The sequence below is a fragment of the Ponticaulis profundi genome, from assembly GCF_042659465.1.
GTDB classification, from domain to species: Bacteria; Pseudomonadota; Alphaproteobacteria; order Caulobacterales; family Hyphomonadaceae; genus Ponticaulis; species Ponticaulis profundi.
This window is the reverse complement of the sequence record NZ_JBHSSW010000004.1, coordinates 361,898-378,865: the sequence shown is the minus strand read 5'-3', so window position 1 is coordinate 378,865 and position 16,968 is coordinate 361,898. Positions and strand designations below refer to the sequence as shown.

The following is a 16,968-nucleotide window of genomic DNA, read 5'->3' as shown; positions in this document are numbered from 1 at the left end:
CGTTTGGAATGGCAGCGAATGCTGCCGGCGTTACAATTATTTGCGACGCTAAAAGCGCCCCAGCAAGGTATTTCGTCAACATCACAAACTCCCGTTCTGGAATTCGAATGAGGACTAGCAATTTCCCGTTAAGATTGCGGTCAATCGAGGCGGAGAAATACCATGCGCGCGTTAACCCAATGTACAGCAGCTCACAATTTGTGCTGGGAGGAATTTTACAAGCTCCCCGAAAACGGGAGATTGAATTGGTTTGCCAGATCTGCGCCTCACTCAGCTCCTGTTAAAGTCAGTCCCCCATCGAACCGCGCCCCCCTCGCCTCCTCTGGTGGAGAGGGGCCGGGGGTGAGGAGGCGAAAACAAAACGAAACAAAAACTAATCCCACACCGCCGCGCATGCCCCATACTCCGGGCTATGTCGAACGCGCCTGATCCCCAGACTGCAGAAACGCTGCTCGCCCCGTTTGCGGAGCGGCTCTCCGGGTTTATTGCGGGCCTTCACACCCTTTTCGATACCCATCTTGTACCGGACAGACACCCGTCTTCCTTCAGCGCGTTTCACCCCCATCACAGCTTTCACGGCGATCCGCCGCAGATGGAGCATCGCTGCGCACAGGCGCTCCACACCCATGTCCGACGCCTGGAATACATGTTGCGCGCCTTCATTCTGTGGATGGCGGGCATGCTGGTTGAACAGGCCCAATCCGATGCATTGTTCGCGCAGCGCCTTGCCTCGCACGCGCCGCATCGCCAATCCCACACGCCCCTGCCGGATGAGGACTCCCCGCCTGACTGGCTGGTGAAGAAAGATCAGATCCAGAAGGATGAGGCGCTTGGCCGGGTCAGCCTGCCTTCCTTTTCCATCACCACACCAAATGGCCTCTCCCGATCGTCAAAGTCATCGCGCAGTCGCCCGGCGCTTCGCCCGGACCCGCTCGCCCTGATCGATGTGCCCGAGCTTTATGCCCGGCTGGCACGCTTGCCACGCATTCTGGCGCGGGCTGATGACATGGCCGAGCGACTGGCCCGCAAAGCCCTTGCCCGACCAGAGCCCGCCAGCCCAGCACCGGACGCCCCGGCGCTCAGCCCGCTTTATTTTCAGCCCCTCAGCGAATGGCTCCCACCCGAAGCGCTCTATTATTCCACCGAGGATGAGGCCGAGCAGGCCGATATCAACGCCCTGCATTATCGCGCTTATGCGGTGCTGGAGCGGCTGGGTCTGCGCGGCGCTGAAAAAGCAGCGCCCGCCCTGCCCGGCTTTCGCGCCTTCAAACCACCCGATCCCCCGGTCATTCGCAGTCTCTGATCCCCGCCCGTTCATCGAACCGGCGGGCGCGCGCAGATCGGCGTAACGGAACTCCTCCGCAATCTCTGCGTTCATCAGGCAAGGAAGGAGAACACATCATGACGACGAAGACGCATCTCTCTGTCCTGCTGTTCGCCCTTTATAATGCGGTGATCTTTGGCGCAGGACTGTTACTCACCCTCGCGCTGGCTCAATCCAGTGCCAATATCGGCATTGGTATCGCCGCATCTGCCCTTGCTGCCCTGATCGGCGGCGCCATTCTCGCGCGCCTTACCGCGCCGCGCATGCGCAATCGATACTGGAAACGCAAGGACAAAGCCCCGAAACCCGTCTGGTCCTAGGACCACGGTTGAACCCCGAAGAAGAGCCTGTCAGACCCCAGCTGACAGGCTTTTTCTTTGGTCGCAATACCTGACAGATCAGGCGCGTGCGATTTTCGCCCAGGGGCCACGAATGGCATAGGTCGCGTGCGGGCCTTGCGTGTTGACGAACAGGGTTTCGCCATCCGGAGCAAAGCAGGCACCGGCAAACTCGGCCTGATCGGGATGGGCGTTGCGGGCAATGGTGTAGATCCGGCCTTCCGGCGTCACACCGCGCACGAATTCATCATCCGGCCCGTCCTCACAGACGACGAGGTCACCCCAGGGCGAGGCCACAATGTTATCGCACATCTCCATTTCAGAGGCATTTGTGCTCTCAACCACAAGCGTCAGCATGCCCGGCGCAGAGGCTTCATCTGATGTGCCTTCAAAATCGCCCGGCGTGTATTTCCAGATTTGTCCGCACTCGGCTTCACCGCCCGACGTGCAGGCAAAATAGATGGCATTGCCGGTTTTCTCGACCGCCAGGCACATGCCTTCGCCGCGCGCAAACAGGGCTGCGCCTTTGGCATGGCCGCGCAGGCGCAGATCATTATCCGGCGCATCAATGCCATCAATGTCGAGCCATTCCACCGCCCAGCGCTCGCCCATGCGGTAGGTGCCGGGATTATACCAGTTGCGGGTGTCTGCACGCGGCCGGTCTTTCAGGGCCAGAACCTGCAGGCGTCCGCCCTTGTGCAGCTCGCCTTTGGCCTCTGGCAGAAAGCGATAGATCAGGGAGTCGTGTGCGTCTTCGGTCTGATAGACAATGCCGGTCCGCGGATCGGTCGCCGTGGCTTCATGGTTGAACCGGCCCATGGCTTTCAACGGCTCGGCCTTTACGAGACCCCTGGCGCTCGATGGCACTTCAAAGACATAGCCATGGTCTTTGGAAATGTTGTCGTCCGCCTTTTGCAGCGTCTCCTCACAGGTGAGCCAGCTGCCCCATGGCGTGATGCCGCCAGAACAGTTCCGGATTGTCCCGACCAGCGACATCCAGGACTTTTCGATTTGCTGGGTTTTCATGTTGAAGACCAGCGTCGTCGTGCCCGCCGGTAGCGGCAGTCCATTTGCGTCAATGTCATAGGCCTTGTCGCGAATGTCATCGCTGACCGATGTCATGCCCGCGAAAGGACCTTCGTCCTGATCGTCGGCACTCATTTCATGATTGCGGATCAGCAGGCAGCGGTCGGCATCGCCTTCAATCGGGAATGTGGTCATCCCGTCATGCGAGGTCGGCACGTGAAGACCGTCATCCATCACCTCACCAGCGACAGAAAGCTGCGTGTAGGTAAAGCCGGGTGGCAAATCGAGCAGTCCATTCGGATCAGCCTGCAGATCCATCGTTTTTGCAGCGCCGGTGGCGGCTTCACCTTCCGCGCTGCACGCCGTCAGCAAAGGATAGGCAGATGAGGCAACACCAAGCGACATGGCTGTCTTGAAAAAGGAACGTCGGGTCGCCTGCATATCGCATCTCCTGAAATCGGCTTTTGGGATTATGCGGCGTGGTAACCGGCCTTGATGACAGCTTCACGACATTTCGGGATGCTTGTCCTGTTTGATCGGTGTGTGATCAGCCAAACGAGATCAGGCCCTTGTCCTGAAGGCGGCGCAGCATCAGCTCGCGTGAGCCCGGCGGTGGCTGATGGGCTTCAGCATATAGCCGGTTCTCGATGAAATAGCCGGTCAGGCGGAAGCCCTGACCGATTGCGGCAGCACTCGCATCTGCCGAGCTGTCGACGAGAAAGCCAGGCAGCTCGAGCAGCTTGTCGACATATTCCGGCACTTCTGCGCCGCAAACCGCCCGGCCCGTCCGCGGACTGACATGAGAAAGCCCATCACGGCGGCCCGAAACCGTACATTTGGTGAAGTCGAGGCCATATCCGACTGTGCGCAGAAAACCGACCTCCCAGCTTACCATGAGTGGTGGCCAGAGCTCTTCATCGCCCAGATGATCCAGCACGGTCTCGGTCGCGTCAAAGAGCGCCGGATAGGAATGACCTTCCGGCAGAGATGAATTCAGAAGCGCGGTTACCGATTGCAGCGCAGACAAGGCAAGTCGTGAGCCCATCGAGATCGCGGCGCGGTGAGCTGTTGGCTCACTCAGATTGAAATGCCCGAGCGCATCAGCGGTTCGGGCCCGCCATTCGAGCTCCAGCGACGTCCCGATTTCAAAGCTGGCTTTCTTCTTCGAACTCGCGCCGCCATAAATCAGGCCGGACTGGCGGCCATGGTCGCGCGTAAAGGCATCGAGGATCAGGCCGCTTTCGCCAAAGCGGCGCGTTCCGATCACAATGCCAATATCGCGCCATTCCATATCGTACGGTCTGGCTTACGCGTCGAAATCGAGCCCGAACGGCTCATAGGAGTCGCGCTTTTCAGACCAGGCCTCGTCAACTTTCACGAAAAGGAACAAATGCACTTTCCGGTCCAGCATTTCCGTCAGCTCTTCACGTGCCAGACGACCAATTTCCTTGATCGTCTGTCCACCTTTGCCGAGCACCATGCCTTTGTGATTGTCGCGACCGACAACAATGGCCTGCTGGATTTTGACAGAGCCATCCTTGCGTTCTTCCCAGCTCTCCGTCTCGACCATGAGCTGATAAGGAAGTTCTTCGTGAAGGCGCAGCATCAGCTTTTCGCGGGTGACTTCCGACGCCAGAATCCGCATTGGCAGATCAGCCGTCTGCTCCGGATCATAGAGGTATGGGCCCTCTGGCATCAGGCTGCCCAGATAAGCGGCCAGCCGATCGACACCATCGCCATTCGCAGCCGAGATTGGGTAGATCTCGGTGTAGATGTCTTCTGCGACCATTTTCTGGATCACAGGCAGAACTTCAGCATGGTCGAACTCATCAATCTTGTTGAGCGCCAACACAGCTTTTTTACCAAGCTCTCTCAGATCGCGCATCACGCGCTCATCGTCTTCCATCGACCGCTTCTGAGAAGCCGTCAGGGACTTGCCCATCGCCTTGTTGACCCAGCCGGTGGCGTCAACGAGGTGCAGAATGGCATCGGCATCTTCAGCGCCCGAGAGCGCCGCGCGCACCATGGCACGATCCAGTCGGCGCTTGGTCTTGAAGATACCAGGTGTGTCCAGCAACACGATTTGTGTGTCGTCGAGCATCGCAATTCCGCGAACCGGAAAGCGCGTCGTCTGAACCTTCTGAGTTACAATAGCGACCTTGGTGCCAACCATACGGTTGACCAGCGTGGACTTGCCCGCATTCGGAGCGCCGATAACGGCTACGAAGCCGGCGCGTGTTGTTTTCTGGTCTGATGTGTCAGGCGTCATCCGCCTCAAATCCTTCTACATTCTGCTGCACCAGCAAACGCTTGGCAGCAGATCTCTGAGCTTCTTGTTTGGTGGCGCCCCGCCCTTCCATGGGCTCGAAGTCGCCTACATGGACGCGGGCCGCAAATTCCGGGGCATGATCGGGACCAACCCGACCGACGATTTCGTAAGTTGGCGTATCAAAGCCGGAGCCCTGCGCCCATTCCTGAAGCGCAGACTTAGGGTCCCTTGGCCGTTTGCCAAGCCCTTTCAGCTTTCCGGCCCAGGCTTTTTCGATCAGCATTTTTGCCGGCTTCAAGCCACCATCGAGATAAACCGCACCCAGATAGGACTCGCAAATGTCAGACAGAATGGAAACCTTGTCGCGACCACCGGCCTTCTCTTCCGCCAGATCCAGGATCAGCATTTCCTGCAGGCCGAGCTTCTTGGCCGCATCGGCGCAGGCATCCCGGTTCACCAGCGCATTCAGACGCGGCGCGAGGCCACCTTCCGGTTCGCCCTCAAACTTCTGGAAAAGCAATTCTGCGATCACCAGCCCCAGAACACGGTCGCCGAGAAATTCCAGACGCTCATAGGAAAACCGCGTGCTGCGATCCTGCACAGCACTGGCATGGGTCATCGCACGGTCAAGCAATTCGCTATCCTTGAAGGCATAGCCATTGGCTTCTTCCAGACGGTCTTTCTGTGCGGTTGACAAACGTGGCAGGCGCGACACCTGTTTCACACGCGCGCGTTGTCTTGTTCGTTTTGGACGGGTTGGCTTCACCCCTGTACCCCCGGTGGAAAGGCTTCGATAATCACCATAGCCAGCGCATACGGCATATCGTCGGTAATGGACAGATGCACATGCGAGGTCCAGCCCTTCGGCGTGAGTTCTGCCAGTCTTTTCGCCGCACCGCCGGTCAGTTCGAGCGTCGGCTTTCCAGTTGGCAGATTGACGACGCCCATATGCTTCCAGTGGACGCCGCGACGCGGGACACCGGTCCCCAGCGCCTTGGCGCAGGCTTCCTTGGCCGCAAAGCGTTTGGCATAGGTCGCAGCAGAAAGCTTGCGTCGCTCTGCCAGAGCAATCTCGGTCGGGGTGTAGACACGGTTCTTGAACCGCTCGCCAAAACGCTCCAGCGTTTGCTCGATCCGGCGGATGTCCGCCATGTCCTGCCCCATGCCGATGATCATGCGCGCGCCTCATCCATCAGTTCACGCATCCGGCGAATGGATGCGTCGAGCCCCACAAACACCGCTTCACCAATCAGGAAGTGACCAATGTTCAGCTCTGTCAGCTGCGGAATTTCTGCAATCGGAATGACGGTGTCATAGGTCAGGCCATGACCCGCCTGCGGTTCGATACCGAGCTCAACAGCCTTTTCAGCGCATTCGCGAATGCGTTCGCATTCTTCACCGGCTTCGGCGCCTTTTCCGGCCAGGCAAAGTTCAACGAACCGTCCTGTGTGGAACTCCGTGACCGCAGCACCGACAGACTTTGCCGCTTCCAGCTGGTCCATGCTCGGCTCTATGAACAGAGAGACCCGCGATCCATTGCCATTGAGCTGGCGAATGAAGGGCGCAAGATGATTGTGCTGCCCGGCCACGTCCAGACCACCCTCGGTCGTCCGCTCTTCGCGCTTCTCCGGCACGAACATGGCCGTCTCAGGTTTGAAGGCCAGCGCAATGTCCAGCATTTCCGGCGTCGCAGCCATTTCCAGATTGATCGGCAGGTCCGTCGCGCTTCGCACGCGTGGCAGGTCGCCATCCATGATGTGGCGCCGGTCTTCCCGCAAATGAATGGTGATCCCGTCCGCACCCGCCTTCTCGGCGATCTGCGCGGCGCGATACGGATCAGGATGAACACCGCCGCGCGCATTGCGCACCGTCGCCACGTGATCAATGTTCACACCAAGTCGAATGCGGTTGACCATCAGAACTTTCTCCGGCTGCCCGGTTTGACAGGCTCAAGCTTTGCCAGCTCCGGCGGAAGATCATTCGGGTCATAATCCGGGAAGTCCACGCGTGCGAGCGCCAGCAGATCACAGCCAACGTCAGCCTTGCCGTTTGAGCGGTCAATGATGCAGGCACCGCCCAGCATTTCGCCCGGAAACGCTTTCAGTGCTTCAACCGTCTCGCGGAAGGATTTTCCGGTCGTGACAATGTCTTCCATGATGAGAATGCGGTCATCCTCATTGAATTCAAAACCGCGCTTGTAGATCAGCACATCGTCTTCATCGCGCTCAGCGAACATGGCGCGCGCGCCCAGCTGACGGGCCATTTCATAGCCAGGAATAATCCCACCCACGGCCGGACCTGTTACAACAGTGATCTTGCCGAATTTTTCGGTGACCTGTTTGGCCAGCGCCGCACAGAGCTTTTCGGACACCTTTGGCTGCGCAAACACCAACGCCTTCTGCAGGAAGACCGGGCTACGGCGCCCGGAAGACAAAATGAAGTGTCCTTCGAGGAGCGCATCGGCTTCGCGAAATGCGTTGAGTACGTCGTCCTGGTTCAAGAGGCTAATTCCTTATGCGTTCCACATTGTCCACGATGGAGAAGGACCGCAACGTGGTGAGAATCAATGTGAGGTGTTTGAGGTCTGCGACCTCGATATCGAACAGCAAGTCCATGAAATCAATGGACCGGTCGCCGGTTTGGATGCCGATAATGTTCGCATTGCTCTCTGCAATCGCCGAACACAGGTCGGCCAGAACACCCGGCTTGTTGGTCGCTGTTACACGAATACGACCTGTGGCCATGATCCCGCCCGGCGGCATGCCAGACCAGGACAGGTCCAGCCAACGCGCTTCGAGAGCTGCATCCTCACCCAGCCGGTTGCAATCAATGCAGTGCACGGTGATCGGATGACCTTTTTGCTGAATGCCGACAATGCGGTCGCCAAGCACCGGCGAACAGTCGCTGCAAAGCTCCAGGCCCTCCGCCGATGGCAGGTCCTTGATATCGATCAGCTGATTGGCTGTGGTTTCGTTCAGGCGAACAGCAGCAACCGAGCGCAGGAAGTCCTGCGCCATTGCAGGAAAGGCTTCGGCGATGACGTCCTTCACATCAATCGACTGACGCCCCAGCGCGTCCAGCAGGATCGTGCCACTGGCAAGGTTCAGACGCGACGCGACTTCATCCAGATTGACCTGATCAGTCGAAACGCCAAGCACCTGCAGCGCCGAATTCAGCGCACGCTCACCGAGCAGTTTGTAGCTCTCTGTCTGACGCAGGCGCACCAACCGGCGAATGGCCGATTTTGCGCGCCCCGTACGGGTCAGCGCGTCCCAGCCACGGATCACATCGGCATTGTCGCCGCGAATGATATCGACCACGTCACCATTGCGCAGTTCTGTCCTCAGCGGACGCACCTCGCCATTGATCCGGCAACCTGCACAGGTATCGCCGATCTTGGAGTGTACCGCATAGGCAAAGTCGAGCGGCATGGCACCGCTCGGCAGCACGATCAGCCGCCCTTTCGGTGTGAAGGCGAAAACATGATCGGAATACATTTCGAGCTTGGCATGCTCATAGAATTCCTGAGCGTCGGCGCCGTCATGCACCATTTCCGCAAACGCGGTCAGACCAGCCGTCGCATCAAGACCCACCTTCATCGCGCCTTCGGCGTCAAAGGCATAGACCGAGTTCTTGTAGGACCAGTGCGCCGCGACGCCGGTCTCCGCCGTCTTGTTCATGTCCTCTGTGCGGATCTGAAGCTCGACGCGGCGATTACCAGCCGCCCGTACCGTCGTGTGGATCGAACGGTAGCCATTGGGTTTTGGAAGCGAAATATAATCGCGGAACCGATCCTGCAGACACGACCATTTCTGATGCACCACGCCAAGCATGCGGTAACATTCATCCACATCGCTGAGGATCATCCGGAACGCGAAAATGTCGGCGACATCACGAAAGGAGATGTCCTTGCGCTTCAGCTTGCGCCAGATCGAGTAAGGCTGTTTCTGGCGACCGATCACCCTGCCCTGAACGCCTGCCGTTTCCAGCATCGCCTTGAGATCCTTGCCCACGCGTTCAACGTCATCGGCGCTTTTGGCCTGAAGCTCCTGAATGCGAACTTCCAGCGCGCGATAGGCTTCCGGGCTCAGATGGCGAAAAGCCAGATCTTCCAGTTCTGCAGCAAATTTGTAGACACCGATCCGACGCGCGAGTGGTGCGTAAATCTCCATTGTCTCGCGGGCGATGCGTTTGCGCTTTTCGTCCTTGGAGATGAAATGAAGCGTCCGCATATTGTGCAGACGGTCTGCCAGCTTGACCAGCAGCACCCGGATATCCTGGATCGAGGCCAGGATGAATTTCTGGAAGTTTTCGGCCTGTTTGGACTTTTCCGATGTGTATTCGAATTCACCAAGCTTGGTGACACCCTCGACCAGACGCTCGACATCCTCCCCAAACAGCGAGCGGATTTCCTCAAGCGTCGCATCAGTGTCTTCAACCGTATCATGCAGCAGGGCCGCAACGATGGAGACTTCATCGAGTTCGAGTTCGGTGAGAATGGCCGCCACAGCGACCGGGTGCGCATAATAAGGATCACCGGACGCGCGCTTCTGCGTGCCATGTTTCATCATGGCATAGACATAGGCTGCGTTCAGGCGCTCCTCATCCGCATTCGGGATGTAGGAAGCGACCCGTTCAACAAGCTCATACTGGCGTATAATCTTCGCGTCCTGCCCCTTCACAGGCGGGGCAAGAACAGGACCGTCATCTTCGGCCGGAATAGTCAGATTCTCTGTATCAGCGGGCATAACTCAAATGTGGCATTGAGATCGCCGACTTACCAGACCTGACTAGTAGCGATCTTCGCGAGCGGACTCGATTTCCTGCTGGTAAGCCTTCATGACGTCTTCTTCTGACGTTGTCGGCGCAGCCTGAAGTGCACGTGCGTCTTCTTCACGCTCATGTTCTTCGTTCGGACGAACTTCCTGGAGGTTGGAAATGAAGGCTTCCTTCACCGTACCGAGATCAACCGCTTCTTCAGCGATCTCGCGGAGTGCCACAACTGGATCCTTGTCATTGTCACGATCCACGCCCATTGGAGATCCTTCGCGGATCATGCGGGCACGGTGCGCAGCAAGAATGACGAGTTGGAAACGATTGTCGACCTTATCGAGGCAGTCCTCAACGGTTACGCGAGCCATTTAACCATCCAGTTTAGTGAGATAGATTGACCCTCATACAGAGCTTGGTCTGAAAATTCAAGCTCCGGTTCTCATTCTCTTTATAAGCTTTACATCGTCTGCAAACCGCATTGCGCAACTATTGTTTTACTTCGATCAAAATACGCCGTACACGAATGTTTCATTTTGATCCGAAATGAACTAAAACACATAAACGAGTTTAGATTTTAAAAGCTCCGATATGGGCTGCCGATCATTTCAGATATTGAATTTCAGGGTGAGGAAACGTGGCATTTTACCAGAACGAACGCATCGCGCTTTTTATTGATGGCGCCAATCTCTATTCCGCTGCCAAGGCGATCGACGTTGAAATTGATTACCGCAAATTGCTGGAAGAGTTTCGCAAGCGTGGCCGGCTGCTTCGGGCGTATTATTACACAGCCCTTGTCGAAAATGATGACTACTCTCCCATCCGCCCGCTCGTCGACTGGCTCCAGTACAATGGCTATAATGTCATCACCAAAGCCGCCCGCGAATTCACCGATCGTGATGGCCGTCGCCGCGTAAAAGGCGACATGGATGTTGAAATCACCGTCGACATGATGAATCTGACATCGAGTCTCGACCATATCGTTCTGTTCTCAGGCGATGGCGATCTGCGCCGGGTTGTAGATGCGGTGAAAGAGAAAGGTGTCCGAGTGACTGTTGTATCGACTGTCAAAAGTCAGCCCCCGATGATTTCTGATGAATTGCGCCGGGCCGCTGATACCTTCATTGATCTGGCAGACCTGTCCCAGCTGATCGGTCGCCCGCCCCGCGAAACTGGCAATTCTGATTATTCTTCAGACTCGTGAGCCAACTCGCAACGGAAGCGCCGCTGGACTGTTCATTCTGTCCGCGGCTCGTCGCCTATCGTGAAACGAATGCTGCGGATGAACCGACCTGGTTCAATGCGCCGGTTCCATCTTTTGGCACGAATGATGCCGAATTGCTGGTCGTCGGTCTTGCGCCTGGCCGCACCGGAGCCAATCAGACCGGACGCCCGTTCACGGGCGACTGGGCCGGCGATCTGCTTTACGCGACTCTCGACAAGTTTGGCTTCAGCGAAGGTGAATACAAAGCGCGCCCGGATGACGGCTTGCAGCTGAAAGGCGCCATGATCACCAACGCCGTGCGCTGCGTGCCACCGGAGAACAAGCCCGTCGCTGCCGAAATCAATGCCTGCCGTCCGTTTCTGATCAATCGGATCAAAGGCCTGCCAAAGCTGAAAGTGCTTCTGACGCTCGGCAAGATCTCACATGACAGCACGGTCCGGGCACTCGGCCTGAAACCGTCGAAATATCCGTTTGGTCACGCGGTTCAGTACACGTTAGAAGACACACCGCTCGGGCGTCCGGTGGAACTTCTCTCCAGCTATCACTGCTCGCGCTATAACACGAACACAGGACGCCTCACCGAAGAGATGTTCCATGACGTTTTTGCCAAGGCGAAAGCCTGCGTAGATCGTTAAAGGCTATTTCGCGAAGAGCTGGTCAAAGTTTCGGAAGGTCTTGAATTCGAGCGCAGAGCCGCCCGGTTCACGCACAAAGAAGGTGCCCTGTTCGCCGACCTCACCCTTGAAGCGGATATAAGGCTCGACAACAAAAGCAATGCCCCTGGTCTCGAGCTTTTCCGCCAGGGCTTCCCAGTCTTCCCATTTGAGGACGATACCGAAGTGAAAGGCCGGGATCTGCTTGCCATCTACAGGGTTGCGTGCCGCTTCAGCCAGTTCTGGCACGAGATGCGACGTCACCTGATGACCGAAGAAATCATAGTCGACCCATTTTTCGGATTCCCGACCAATGGAAACGCCGAGGACATCTGTCATGAACTGACGGGTGGCGGCCAGATCAGACGTTGGAAACGCAAGGTGAAATGGCTGCATGTCGCGAAGTCCTCAATGATCGTGAAAGGGCTCAGCCCTTTTCCTTCAACAGGCGTTGTTTGTCACGCGCCCAGTCGCGCTGTTTGACGGCGTGACGTTTGTCGACGGTTTTGCGTCCCTTGGCGATACCAAGCTCAAGCTTCGCAATCCCGCGCGGATTGAAATAGAGCTTCAGCGGAACCGCTGTGCGCCCTTCCCGCTCGATACGGGCTGCAATACGAGAAATCTCACGCGCATGCACGAGCAGCTTTCGCTTGCGCTTTGGCTCATGATTGAAGCGGTTCGCAGCCGGATAGATCGGAATATCGGCGTTGATCAGGTAAAGCCCGCCATCTTCGATACTCGCATAGGATTCAGCGATATTGGCCTTGCCGAGCCGGAGGCTTTTCACCTCTGACCCCTGCAAAACAATCCCCGTTTCCAGCGTATCTTCGATTTCATAGTCGCGCCGCGCACGGCGGTTCTCTGCGACGAGCTTTCGACCTGACATATTAGGCGGTCACTCCGGCAAATTGCATGGCTTCAACGACTTCCGCTTTGACGGACTCGTCTGGTCCCATCAGCGGCAAACGAATGTCCGGCTCGCACAGACCAAGCGTTGAGAGCGCGTATTTGGTTGGGCCCGGGCTGGAAGACCGGAAAAGCGCGCGATGCAGCTTGTAGGCTTTGCCTTCCAGCTCTTTGGCCGTCGCAAAATCGCCAGCCAGTGTGGCCTTCTGGATATCGGCCATCAGCTTTGGCGCAACGTTCGCGCTGACCGAAATACAGCCCTGACCACCGAGTGCATTGAAACCAATGGCAGACGGGTCATCACCGGATAGCTGGATGAAGCCTTCCTTGCACTCACGGAAGTGACGTGTTGTCCGGCCAAGCTCACCTGTCGCGTCCTTGATGCCGATGATGTTTGGCAGCTTGGACAGCTCGATCACGGTTTCAGGCTGAATGTCGCTCGATGTCCGCGATGGCACGTTGTAAATGAAAATCGGGAGCTCAACAGATTTCGAAATCGCTTCAAAATGCGCATAGAGCCCGCGCTGATCCGGACGGTTGTAATAAGGGCAAACCGTCAGCGCAGCATCTGCGCCAACCTTTTTGGCAAACTCGACGAGACCGATGGCTTCTGTCGTTGAATTCGAGCCGCATCCGGCGATGATCGGGATGCGTCCTTTCACGACCTGCACGCAGCGTTCAACGACCGCGCGGTGCTCTTCGTGAGAGAGTGTGGCTGATTCGCCGGTCGTTCCGCATGGAACCAAAGCACCTGCACCGGCTTCTATCTGACGTTCAACCAATGCCTCGAACGCCGCAAAGTCGACTTGATTGTCCTTGAAAGGTGTTACCAGGGCCGGAATGGAGCCTTTAAACATGAATTCTCACTTCTATTGATCGAAAGCGTTGCAGGAACCCTTCGATATACATACCATCCAGACAGGACGCCACCGAAAGTGCAGAGCCCTTTTCATGCAATGCCATAAATTTCTTTCGCTAGGTCTGATGCTTATCGTATCAGCCATGCCCGCGAGTGCAATCGACCCACCATCTAAGAAGCCATCCCCTCCATACAAGTCCAGCGTCTTGAACCGCTCGGATGCGGAACGCGTTCAACTTGCCCTGAGCGCGGCAAGTTCTGGCGACTGGGACACGGTTCGCGCCCTGCGCCAGGCCATAAACGACCCGGCAGCGAAAAAGTTGCTGCTCTGGCGTGAGACCACGTCCAGCCTCAGCGCGACCGATTTTGCGACGCTCAACCGCGCGCTGAATGATCTGGATGGCTGGCCCGGCCTCTACAATCTGCGCATTGCCGCCGAAGAAGCGATTTCGAGCAGCAGCCTCTCAACAAATGAGCGGATCGAATGGCTGGTCAGCTATGGCCCAACCAGCGGCGAAGGCAAGCTGGCGCTCGCCGACGCCTACATGCAGGTTGGCCGCCGCGCAGAAGCCGAAACCCTGATCAAGGAAGCCTGGCACGAGCATTCATTTCTGATCTCCCGCCAGCGCGAGATCGCCAACAAATACGCAGAGATCCTCGATCCGGCAGACCATATCAAACGGGTCGATTATCTGCTCTGGACATCTCAGCGCAGTGCGGCAGACGCCATGAAGCCATATCTGTCTGACGCTTATGATCGCCTGATCGATGCGCGCATTGCTCTGGCGGTTGGCGCAAACGGTGTCGATGGCAAAATCAACGCCGTACCGGCAAGCCTCCAGAATGACCCCGGCCTGCTTTATGAGCGCTCTTACTGGCGCCGCAAACGCGGTCGCTGGGAAGATGCTCGCCCGCTTCTGCTGGAGCTCAATCCCGATGGACTGGGCGACCGCGCCCTTTCGCGTATCTGGGACGAGAAAAACCTGCATATTCGCCGTGCCATTCGGGACGATGAATACACGATCACCTATCAGCTCGCTGAATCGCATGGTCAGACCGAAGGCGTCGACTTTGCAGAAGGCGAATTCATCGCAGGCTGGATGGCGCTGCGCTATCTGAACCGCCCCGGCGATGCTGCACAGCATTTCAAAACGCTGGAAGACGGTGTCTCGACATCTATCAGTAAGTCGCGCGCGCAATACTGGCTGGGCGAAGCCTACACTGCAATGGGCATGACCGCCGAGGCGACAGCCGCCTATCAACGCGGCGCCGAGCACATGACAACCTTCTACGGGCAGAGATCCGCCGAACGGCTTGGCATCACCACCGTGTCACTGCCAGCGCCGGTTCAGCCGACAAGCGAGGAGATCGCTGCGTTTGAAAACAAGGAGCTCGTCAAGGTTCTGCGCATACTCGCAGAGGCCGGCGAATCCTATCGTTTCCGGGTGATCTCCTATCATCTGGACGGCCTGCTTGAGACGCCTGCGGAATACCAATTGCTGTTCGATCTGGCGCATAGCTATAATCTCACCCAAGCGGGTGTGCGCGGGGCAAAATCCGGCCTTGGCAAGGATGTTGTCGCCACAGAAGCGGCCTTCCCGGTCTTCACCTTCCCGATGCCGACCGAGCGGCGTTATTCCGCAGAGCCGGCTCTCGCCATTGCTCTGGCTCGTCAGGAAAGCGAGCTAAACCCGGGAGCGATTTCCAGCGCCCGCGCTTATGGTCTGATGCAAATGCTGAATAGTACAGCCCGCGAACAGGCCCGACGCGAAGGCATGGACTATCGCATGTCATGGCTGCTCGATGACCCGGAATACAATGTGAAGCTTGGACGCGCGCATCTGTCCGATCTGATCGACCGGTTTGACGGCTCCTATATTCTTGCAATCGCTGGCTATAATGCGGGGGCCTCACGTCCAGCGCGCTGGATCACGGAATATGGCGATCCACGCAAGGGTGAGATCGATCCGATTGACTTCATCGAGTCGATCCCGTTCTCCGAAACACGCAACTATGTGCAGCGCGTGCTTGAAAACACGCAGGTCTATCGCACACGCCTGACCGGAGAGCCTGCCCCGCTGCGGCTGACGGAAGACCTAAACCGCTAGAATGTCCGACATCTGACGGGCGTCGATATTGCCGCCCGTCAGCACCACCACAATCGGTCCATCCGAGACCGGAATGCGCCCGGCGAGCACAGCAGCCAACGCTGCTGCGCCGCCCGGTTCCGCCACAATCTTGAGATTGCGAAACGCAAACCGAACCGCATCACGCGCATCATCATCGCTGATCCGACCAATTCCGGTGAGTTGCTCGCGCGCAATCGCGAAGGTCATTTCTCCCGGACGCTCAGAGAGCAAGGCATCGCAAATCGAACGTGCGCCCGCAGGATTGCCAAGCCGTTCTCCGGCTTTCAGAGACCGGTCGAAATCATCAAAGTCTGCCGGTTCCGCGCCGAAGATTTCAATGTCTGGAAAAGCGTTTCGAACTGCCAGGCTGACACCTGAAATCAGACCGCCGCCACCCACGCAGCAGACAAGCTGGGCCGGAGGCGTTTCCAGTGGCCATTGCTCAGCGATTTCCAATCCGCAAGTGCCCTGCCCGGCGATGATGTGAAAATCATCAAAGCTCGGCACCAACACGGCACCCAGTTTCTTTGTGAGAGATTCAGCGATCAACTCGCGGCTTTCACTGAACCGGTCGTAGAAGACGATGTCCGCGCCGTCGGCTTTCACGCCATCAATTTTGATGGCAGGCGTGTCTTCCGGCATGACGATCACCGCAGGCATCCCCAACAGCCGTGCTGCACGGGCGACACCCTGAGCATGATTGCCAGATGAAAACGCAACGACGCCCTTTTCTCGCTCTTCCGCTGAAAGTCGGCAGAGGCGATTATAAGCGCCCCTGATCTTGAACGATCCCGTCACCTGCAAGGGTTCGCATTTGACATAAACCGGCGCGCCAACAAGCTCATCAAGCTTGTCATTGCGCAGCAAAGGCGTGGTGGTGACGATGCCTTTCAATCGGGCCGCAGCGTCCTGAATATCGTGAATGTCCGGAAGGCTCATGATGGTCTCAGGCATCAGGCTGGCAGCCGGTTACACCCGCAACAGGTATCAGCGTTTCCCAGCCATTGTCATCGCGAACCCGGATGGAGGCTTCCGGCACACGCTGGCCGCTGACAAGCAAGTCTCCCGGCTCCATACGGAGCTCCATGGTTCGCCCATCTGGCAAGGCAAAAAACTGTTCGGTCAGTTCCTGACCAAAAACCGTCCCGGCAACGCCGGTTCGCTGCAAAGTGAGGGTGTTGCCTTCCATCCAGAACAACGCGGTCTCTTCGCCCGCTTTGGAAAAGAAAACAAATTCCGGAGACTCGCGCCGTGTCCAGAGAAAGAGGCCACATTCACCGGGCTGCAGCTCCTGCGCCGGAAGTCCCTTTTTCATCTTCATCTGGGCCGCTTTGGTTGCAGCCGCCGGAGAGGTCGGGCTTGGTTTGGCGGTCTGCTCTTCCAGGGGCGCAGAGGCACAGCCCGCGAGGACACCGATCGACAAGATCAAAGGGAGGCTGTTTCGTATCAAACTCATTTTCTCATCTCCC

General features: G+C 57.4%; 19 protein-coding genes. 5 read left to right on the top strand and 14 right to left on the bottom strand.

Annotated elements, in window-relative coordinates; genetic code table 11:
* The first annotated feature begins 412 nt into the window (after positions 1–412).
* Both ACFQDM_RS05125 and ACFQDM_RS05120 read left to right on the top strand, forming a co-directional pair.
* Positions 413–1,303, top strand: coding sequence for a hypothetical protein (locus ACFQDM_RS05125; protein WP_377376340.1), 891 nt, complete (start codon positions 413–415; stop codon positions 1,301–1,303).
* A 98-nt stretch (positions 1,304–1,401) separates the two neighbouring features.
* Positions 1,402–1,644 (top strand): hypothetical protein, encoded by a 243-nt coding sequence (locus ACFQDM_RS05120; RefSeq protein WP_377376338.1) that lies wholly within the window; start codon positions 1,402–1,404, stop codon positions 1,642–1,644.
* Between the two features lie 78 nt (positions 1,645–1,722).
* On the opposite strand, the gene ACFQDM_RS05115 is transcribed toward ACFQDM_RS05120, so the two are convergent.
* The 9 genes from ACFQDM_RS05115 to rpoZ form a co-directional block, all read right to left on the bottom strand.
* Positions 1,723–3,129: an alkaline phosphatase PhoX gene (locus ACFQDM_RS05115; protein ID WP_377376336.1), complete on the bottom strand. Its 1,407-nt coding sequence runs from the start codon at positions 3,127–3,129 to the stop codon at positions 1,723–1,725.
* A 106-nt stretch (positions 3,130–3,235) separates the two neighbouring features.
* Positions 3,236–3,979, bottom strand: a complete 744-nt coding sequence (gene recO, locus ACFQDM_RS05110; protein ID WP_377376334.1) for a DNA repair protein RecO — start codon at positions 3,977–3,979, stop codon at positions 3,236–3,238.
* 15 nt (positions 3,980–3,994) lie between these two features.
* A complete protein-coding gene (era, locus tag ACFQDM_RS05105) occupies positions 3,995–4,957 on the bottom strand; it encodes a GTPase Era (protein ID WP_377376332.1) in 963 nt (320 codons plus the stop codon).
* The gene (rnc, locus tag ACFQDM_RS05100; protein ID WP_377376330.1) at positions 4,947–5,681 is read right to left on the bottom strand and encodes a ribonuclease III; all 735 of its coding nucleotides are present in this window, start codon (positions 5,679–5,681) and stop codon (positions 4,947–4,949) included. The genes era and rnc overlap by 11 nt, the downstream gene beginning before the upstream one ends.
* A gap of 38 nt (positions 5,682–5,719) precedes the next feature.
* A complete protein-coding gene (acpS, locus tag ACFQDM_RS05095; protein WP_377376327.1) occupies positions 5,720–6,133 on the bottom strand; it encodes a holo-ACP synthase in 414 nt (137 codons plus the stop codon).
* The gene (locus ACFQDM_RS05090) at positions 6,130–6,873 is read right to left on the bottom strand and encodes a pyridoxine 5'-phosphate synthase (RefSeq protein ID WP_377376324.1); all 744 of its coding nucleotides are present in this window, start codon (positions 6,871–6,873) and stop codon (positions 6,130–6,132) included. The genes acpS and ACFQDM_RS05090 overlap by 4 nt, the downstream gene beginning before the upstream one ends.
* Entirely contained in the window at positions 6,873–7,457 is a 585-nt protein-coding gene (gene pyrE, locus ACFQDM_RS05085) for an orotate phosphoribosyltransferase (protein ID WP_377376322.1), read from the bottom strand. Before pyrE ends, ACFQDM_RS05090 begins: the two co-directional genes overlap by 1 nt.
* A gap of 4 nt (positions 7,458–7,461) precedes the next feature.
* Complete coding sequence (locus tag ACFQDM_RS05080; protein ID WP_377376319.1) at positions 7,462–9,705, bottom strand: RelA/SpoT family protein; 2,244 nt, start codon at positions 9,703–9,705, stop codon at positions 7,462–7,464.
* 42 nt (positions 9,706–9,747) lie between these two features.
* A complete protein-coding gene (gene rpoZ, locus ACFQDM_RS05075; protein WP_377376317.1) occupies positions 9,748–10,098 on the bottom strand; it encodes a DNA-directed RNA polymerase subunit omega in 351 nt (116 codons plus the stop codon).
* 266 nt (positions 10,099–10,364) lie between these two features.
* On the opposite strand from rpoZ, the gene ACFQDM_RS05070 reads away from it, so the two are divergent.
* Together ACFQDM_RS05070 and ACFQDM_RS05065 are read left to right on the top strand one after the other, a co-directional pair.
* Positions 10,365–10,931, top strand: coding sequence for a LabA-like NYN domain-containing protein (locus tag ACFQDM_RS05070; protein WP_377376314.1), 567 nt, complete (start codon positions 10,365–10,367; stop codon positions 10,929–10,931).
* Entirely contained in the window at positions 10,928–11,587 is a 660-nt protein-coding gene (locus ACFQDM_RS05065; RefSeq protein ID WP_377376311.1) for a uracil-DNA glycosylase, read from the top strand. The genes ACFQDM_RS05070 and ACFQDM_RS05065 overlap by 4 nt, the downstream gene beginning before the upstream one ends.
* A gap of 3 nt (positions 11,588–11,590) precedes the next feature.
* Here the strand turns inward: ACFQDM_RS05065 and ACFQDM_RS05060 are convergent, their stop codons facing one another.
* Genes ACFQDM_RS05060 through dapA form a run of 3 tightly spaced genes read right to left on the bottom strand, consistent with a single transcriptional unit; the run spans position 11,591 to position 13,368 of the window.
* The gene (locus ACFQDM_RS05060) at positions 11,591–12,001 is read right to left on the bottom strand and encodes a VOC family protein (protein WP_377376309.1); all 411 of its coding nucleotides are present in this window, start codon (positions 11,999–12,001) and stop codon (positions 11,591–11,593) included.
* A gap of 31 nt (positions 12,002–12,032) precedes the next feature.
* A complete protein-coding gene (gene smpB, locus ACFQDM_RS05055) occupies positions 12,033–12,491 on the bottom strand; it encodes an SsrA-binding protein SmpB (protein WP_377376306.1) in 459 nt (152 codons plus the stop codon).
* 1 nt (position 12,492) lies between these two features.
* Positions 12,493–13,368: a 4-hydroxy-tetrahydrodipicolinate synthase gene (gene dapA, locus ACFQDM_RS05050; protein WP_377376304.1), complete on the bottom strand. Its 876-nt coding sequence runs from the start codon at positions 13,366–13,368 to the stop codon at positions 12,493–12,495.
* A gap of 127 nt (positions 13,369–13,495) precedes the next feature.
* Between dapA and ACFQDM_RS05045 the strand changes: the two genes are divergently transcribed.
* Positions 13,496–15,478: a transglycosylase SLT domain-containing protein gene (locus tag ACFQDM_RS05045; protein ID WP_377376301.1), complete on the top strand. Its 1,983-nt coding sequence runs from the start codon at positions 13,496–13,498 to the stop codon at positions 15,476–15,478.
* Here ACFQDM_RS05045 and ACFQDM_RS05040 read toward each other — a convergent pair.
* Complete coding sequence (locus ACFQDM_RS05040) at positions 15,467–16,438, bottom strand: threonine ammonia-lyase (protein WP_377376299.1); 972 nt, start codon at positions 16,436–16,438, stop codon at positions 15,467–15,469. The two genes, ACFQDM_RS05045 and ACFQDM_RS05040, sit on opposite strands and share 12 nt — an antisense overlap.
* A gap of 7 nt (positions 16,439–16,445) precedes the next feature.
* A complete protein-coding gene (locus ACFQDM_RS05035) occupies positions 16,446–16,955 on the bottom strand; it encodes a hypothetical protein (protein ID WP_377376297.1) in 510 nt (169 codons plus the stop codon).
* Positions 16,956–16,968: the final 13 nt, after the last annotated feature.

What these genes read in the sequence shown, in the direction of transcription:
- dapA (WP_377376304.1), bottom strand. Translation starts at nt 13,368, where the DNA reads ATGTTTAAAGGCTCCATTCCGGCCCTGGTAACACCTTTCAAGGACAAT.
- acpS (WP_377376327.1), bottom strand. Translation starts at nt 6,133, where the DNA reads ATGATCATCGGCATGGGGCAGGACATGGCGGACATCCGCCGGATCGAG.
- ACFQDM_RS05060 (WP_377376309.1), bottom strand. Translation starts at nt 12,001, where the DNA reads ATGCAGCCATTTCACCTTGCGTTTCCAACGTCTGATCTGGCCGCCACC.
- ACFQDM_RS05120 (WP_377376338.1), top strand. Translation starts at nt 1,402, where the DNA reads ATGACGACGAAGACGCATCTCTCTGTCCTGCTGTTCGCCCTTTATAAT.
- recO (WP_377376334.1), bottom strand. Translation starts at nt 3,979, where the DNA reads ATGGAATGGCGCGATATTGGCATTGTGATCGGAACGCGCCGCTTTGGC.
- ACFQDM_RS05040 (WP_377376299.1), bottom strand. Translation starts at nt 16,438, where the DNA reads ATGAGCCTTCCGGACATTCACGATATTCAGGACGCTGCGGCCCGATTG.
- smpB (WP_377376306.1), bottom strand. Translation starts at nt 12,491, where the DNA reads ATGTCAGGTCGAAAGCTCGTCGCAGAGAACCGCCGTGCGCGGCGCGAC.
- ACFQDM_RS05125 (WP_377376340.1), top strand. Translation starts at nt 413, where the DNA reads ATGTCGAACGCGCCTGATCCCCAGACTGCAGAAACGCTGCTCGCCCCG.
- ACFQDM_RS05080 (WP_377376319.1), bottom strand. Translation starts at nt 9,705, where the DNA reads ATGCCCGCTGATACAGAGAATCTGACTATTCCGGCCGAAGATGACGGT.
- ACFQDM_RS05045 (WP_377376301.1), top strand. Translation starts at nt 13,496, where the DNA reads ATGCTTATCGTATCAGCCATGCCCGCGAGTGCAATCGACCCACCATCT.
- ACFQDM_RS05115 (WP_377376336.1), bottom strand. Translation starts at nt 3,129, where the DNA reads ATGCAGGCGACCCGACGTTCCTTTTTCAAGACAGCCATGTCGCTTGGT.
- ACFQDM_RS05035 (WP_377376297.1), bottom strand. Translation starts at nt 16,955, where the DNA reads ATGAGTTTGATACGAAACAGCCTCCCTTTGATCTTGTCGATCGGTGTC.
- era (WP_377376332.1), bottom strand. Translation starts at nt 4,957, where the DNA reads ATGACGCCTGACACATCAGACCAGAAAACAACACGCGCCGGCTTCGTA.
- ACFQDM_RS05090 (WP_377376324.1), bottom strand. Translation starts at nt 6,873, where the DNA reads ATGGTCAACCGCATTCGACTTGGTGTGAACATTGATCACGTGGCGACG.
- rpoZ (WP_377376317.1), bottom strand. Translation starts at nt 10,098, where the DNA reads ATGGCTCGCGTAACCGTTGAGGACTGCCTCGATAAGGTCGACAATCGT.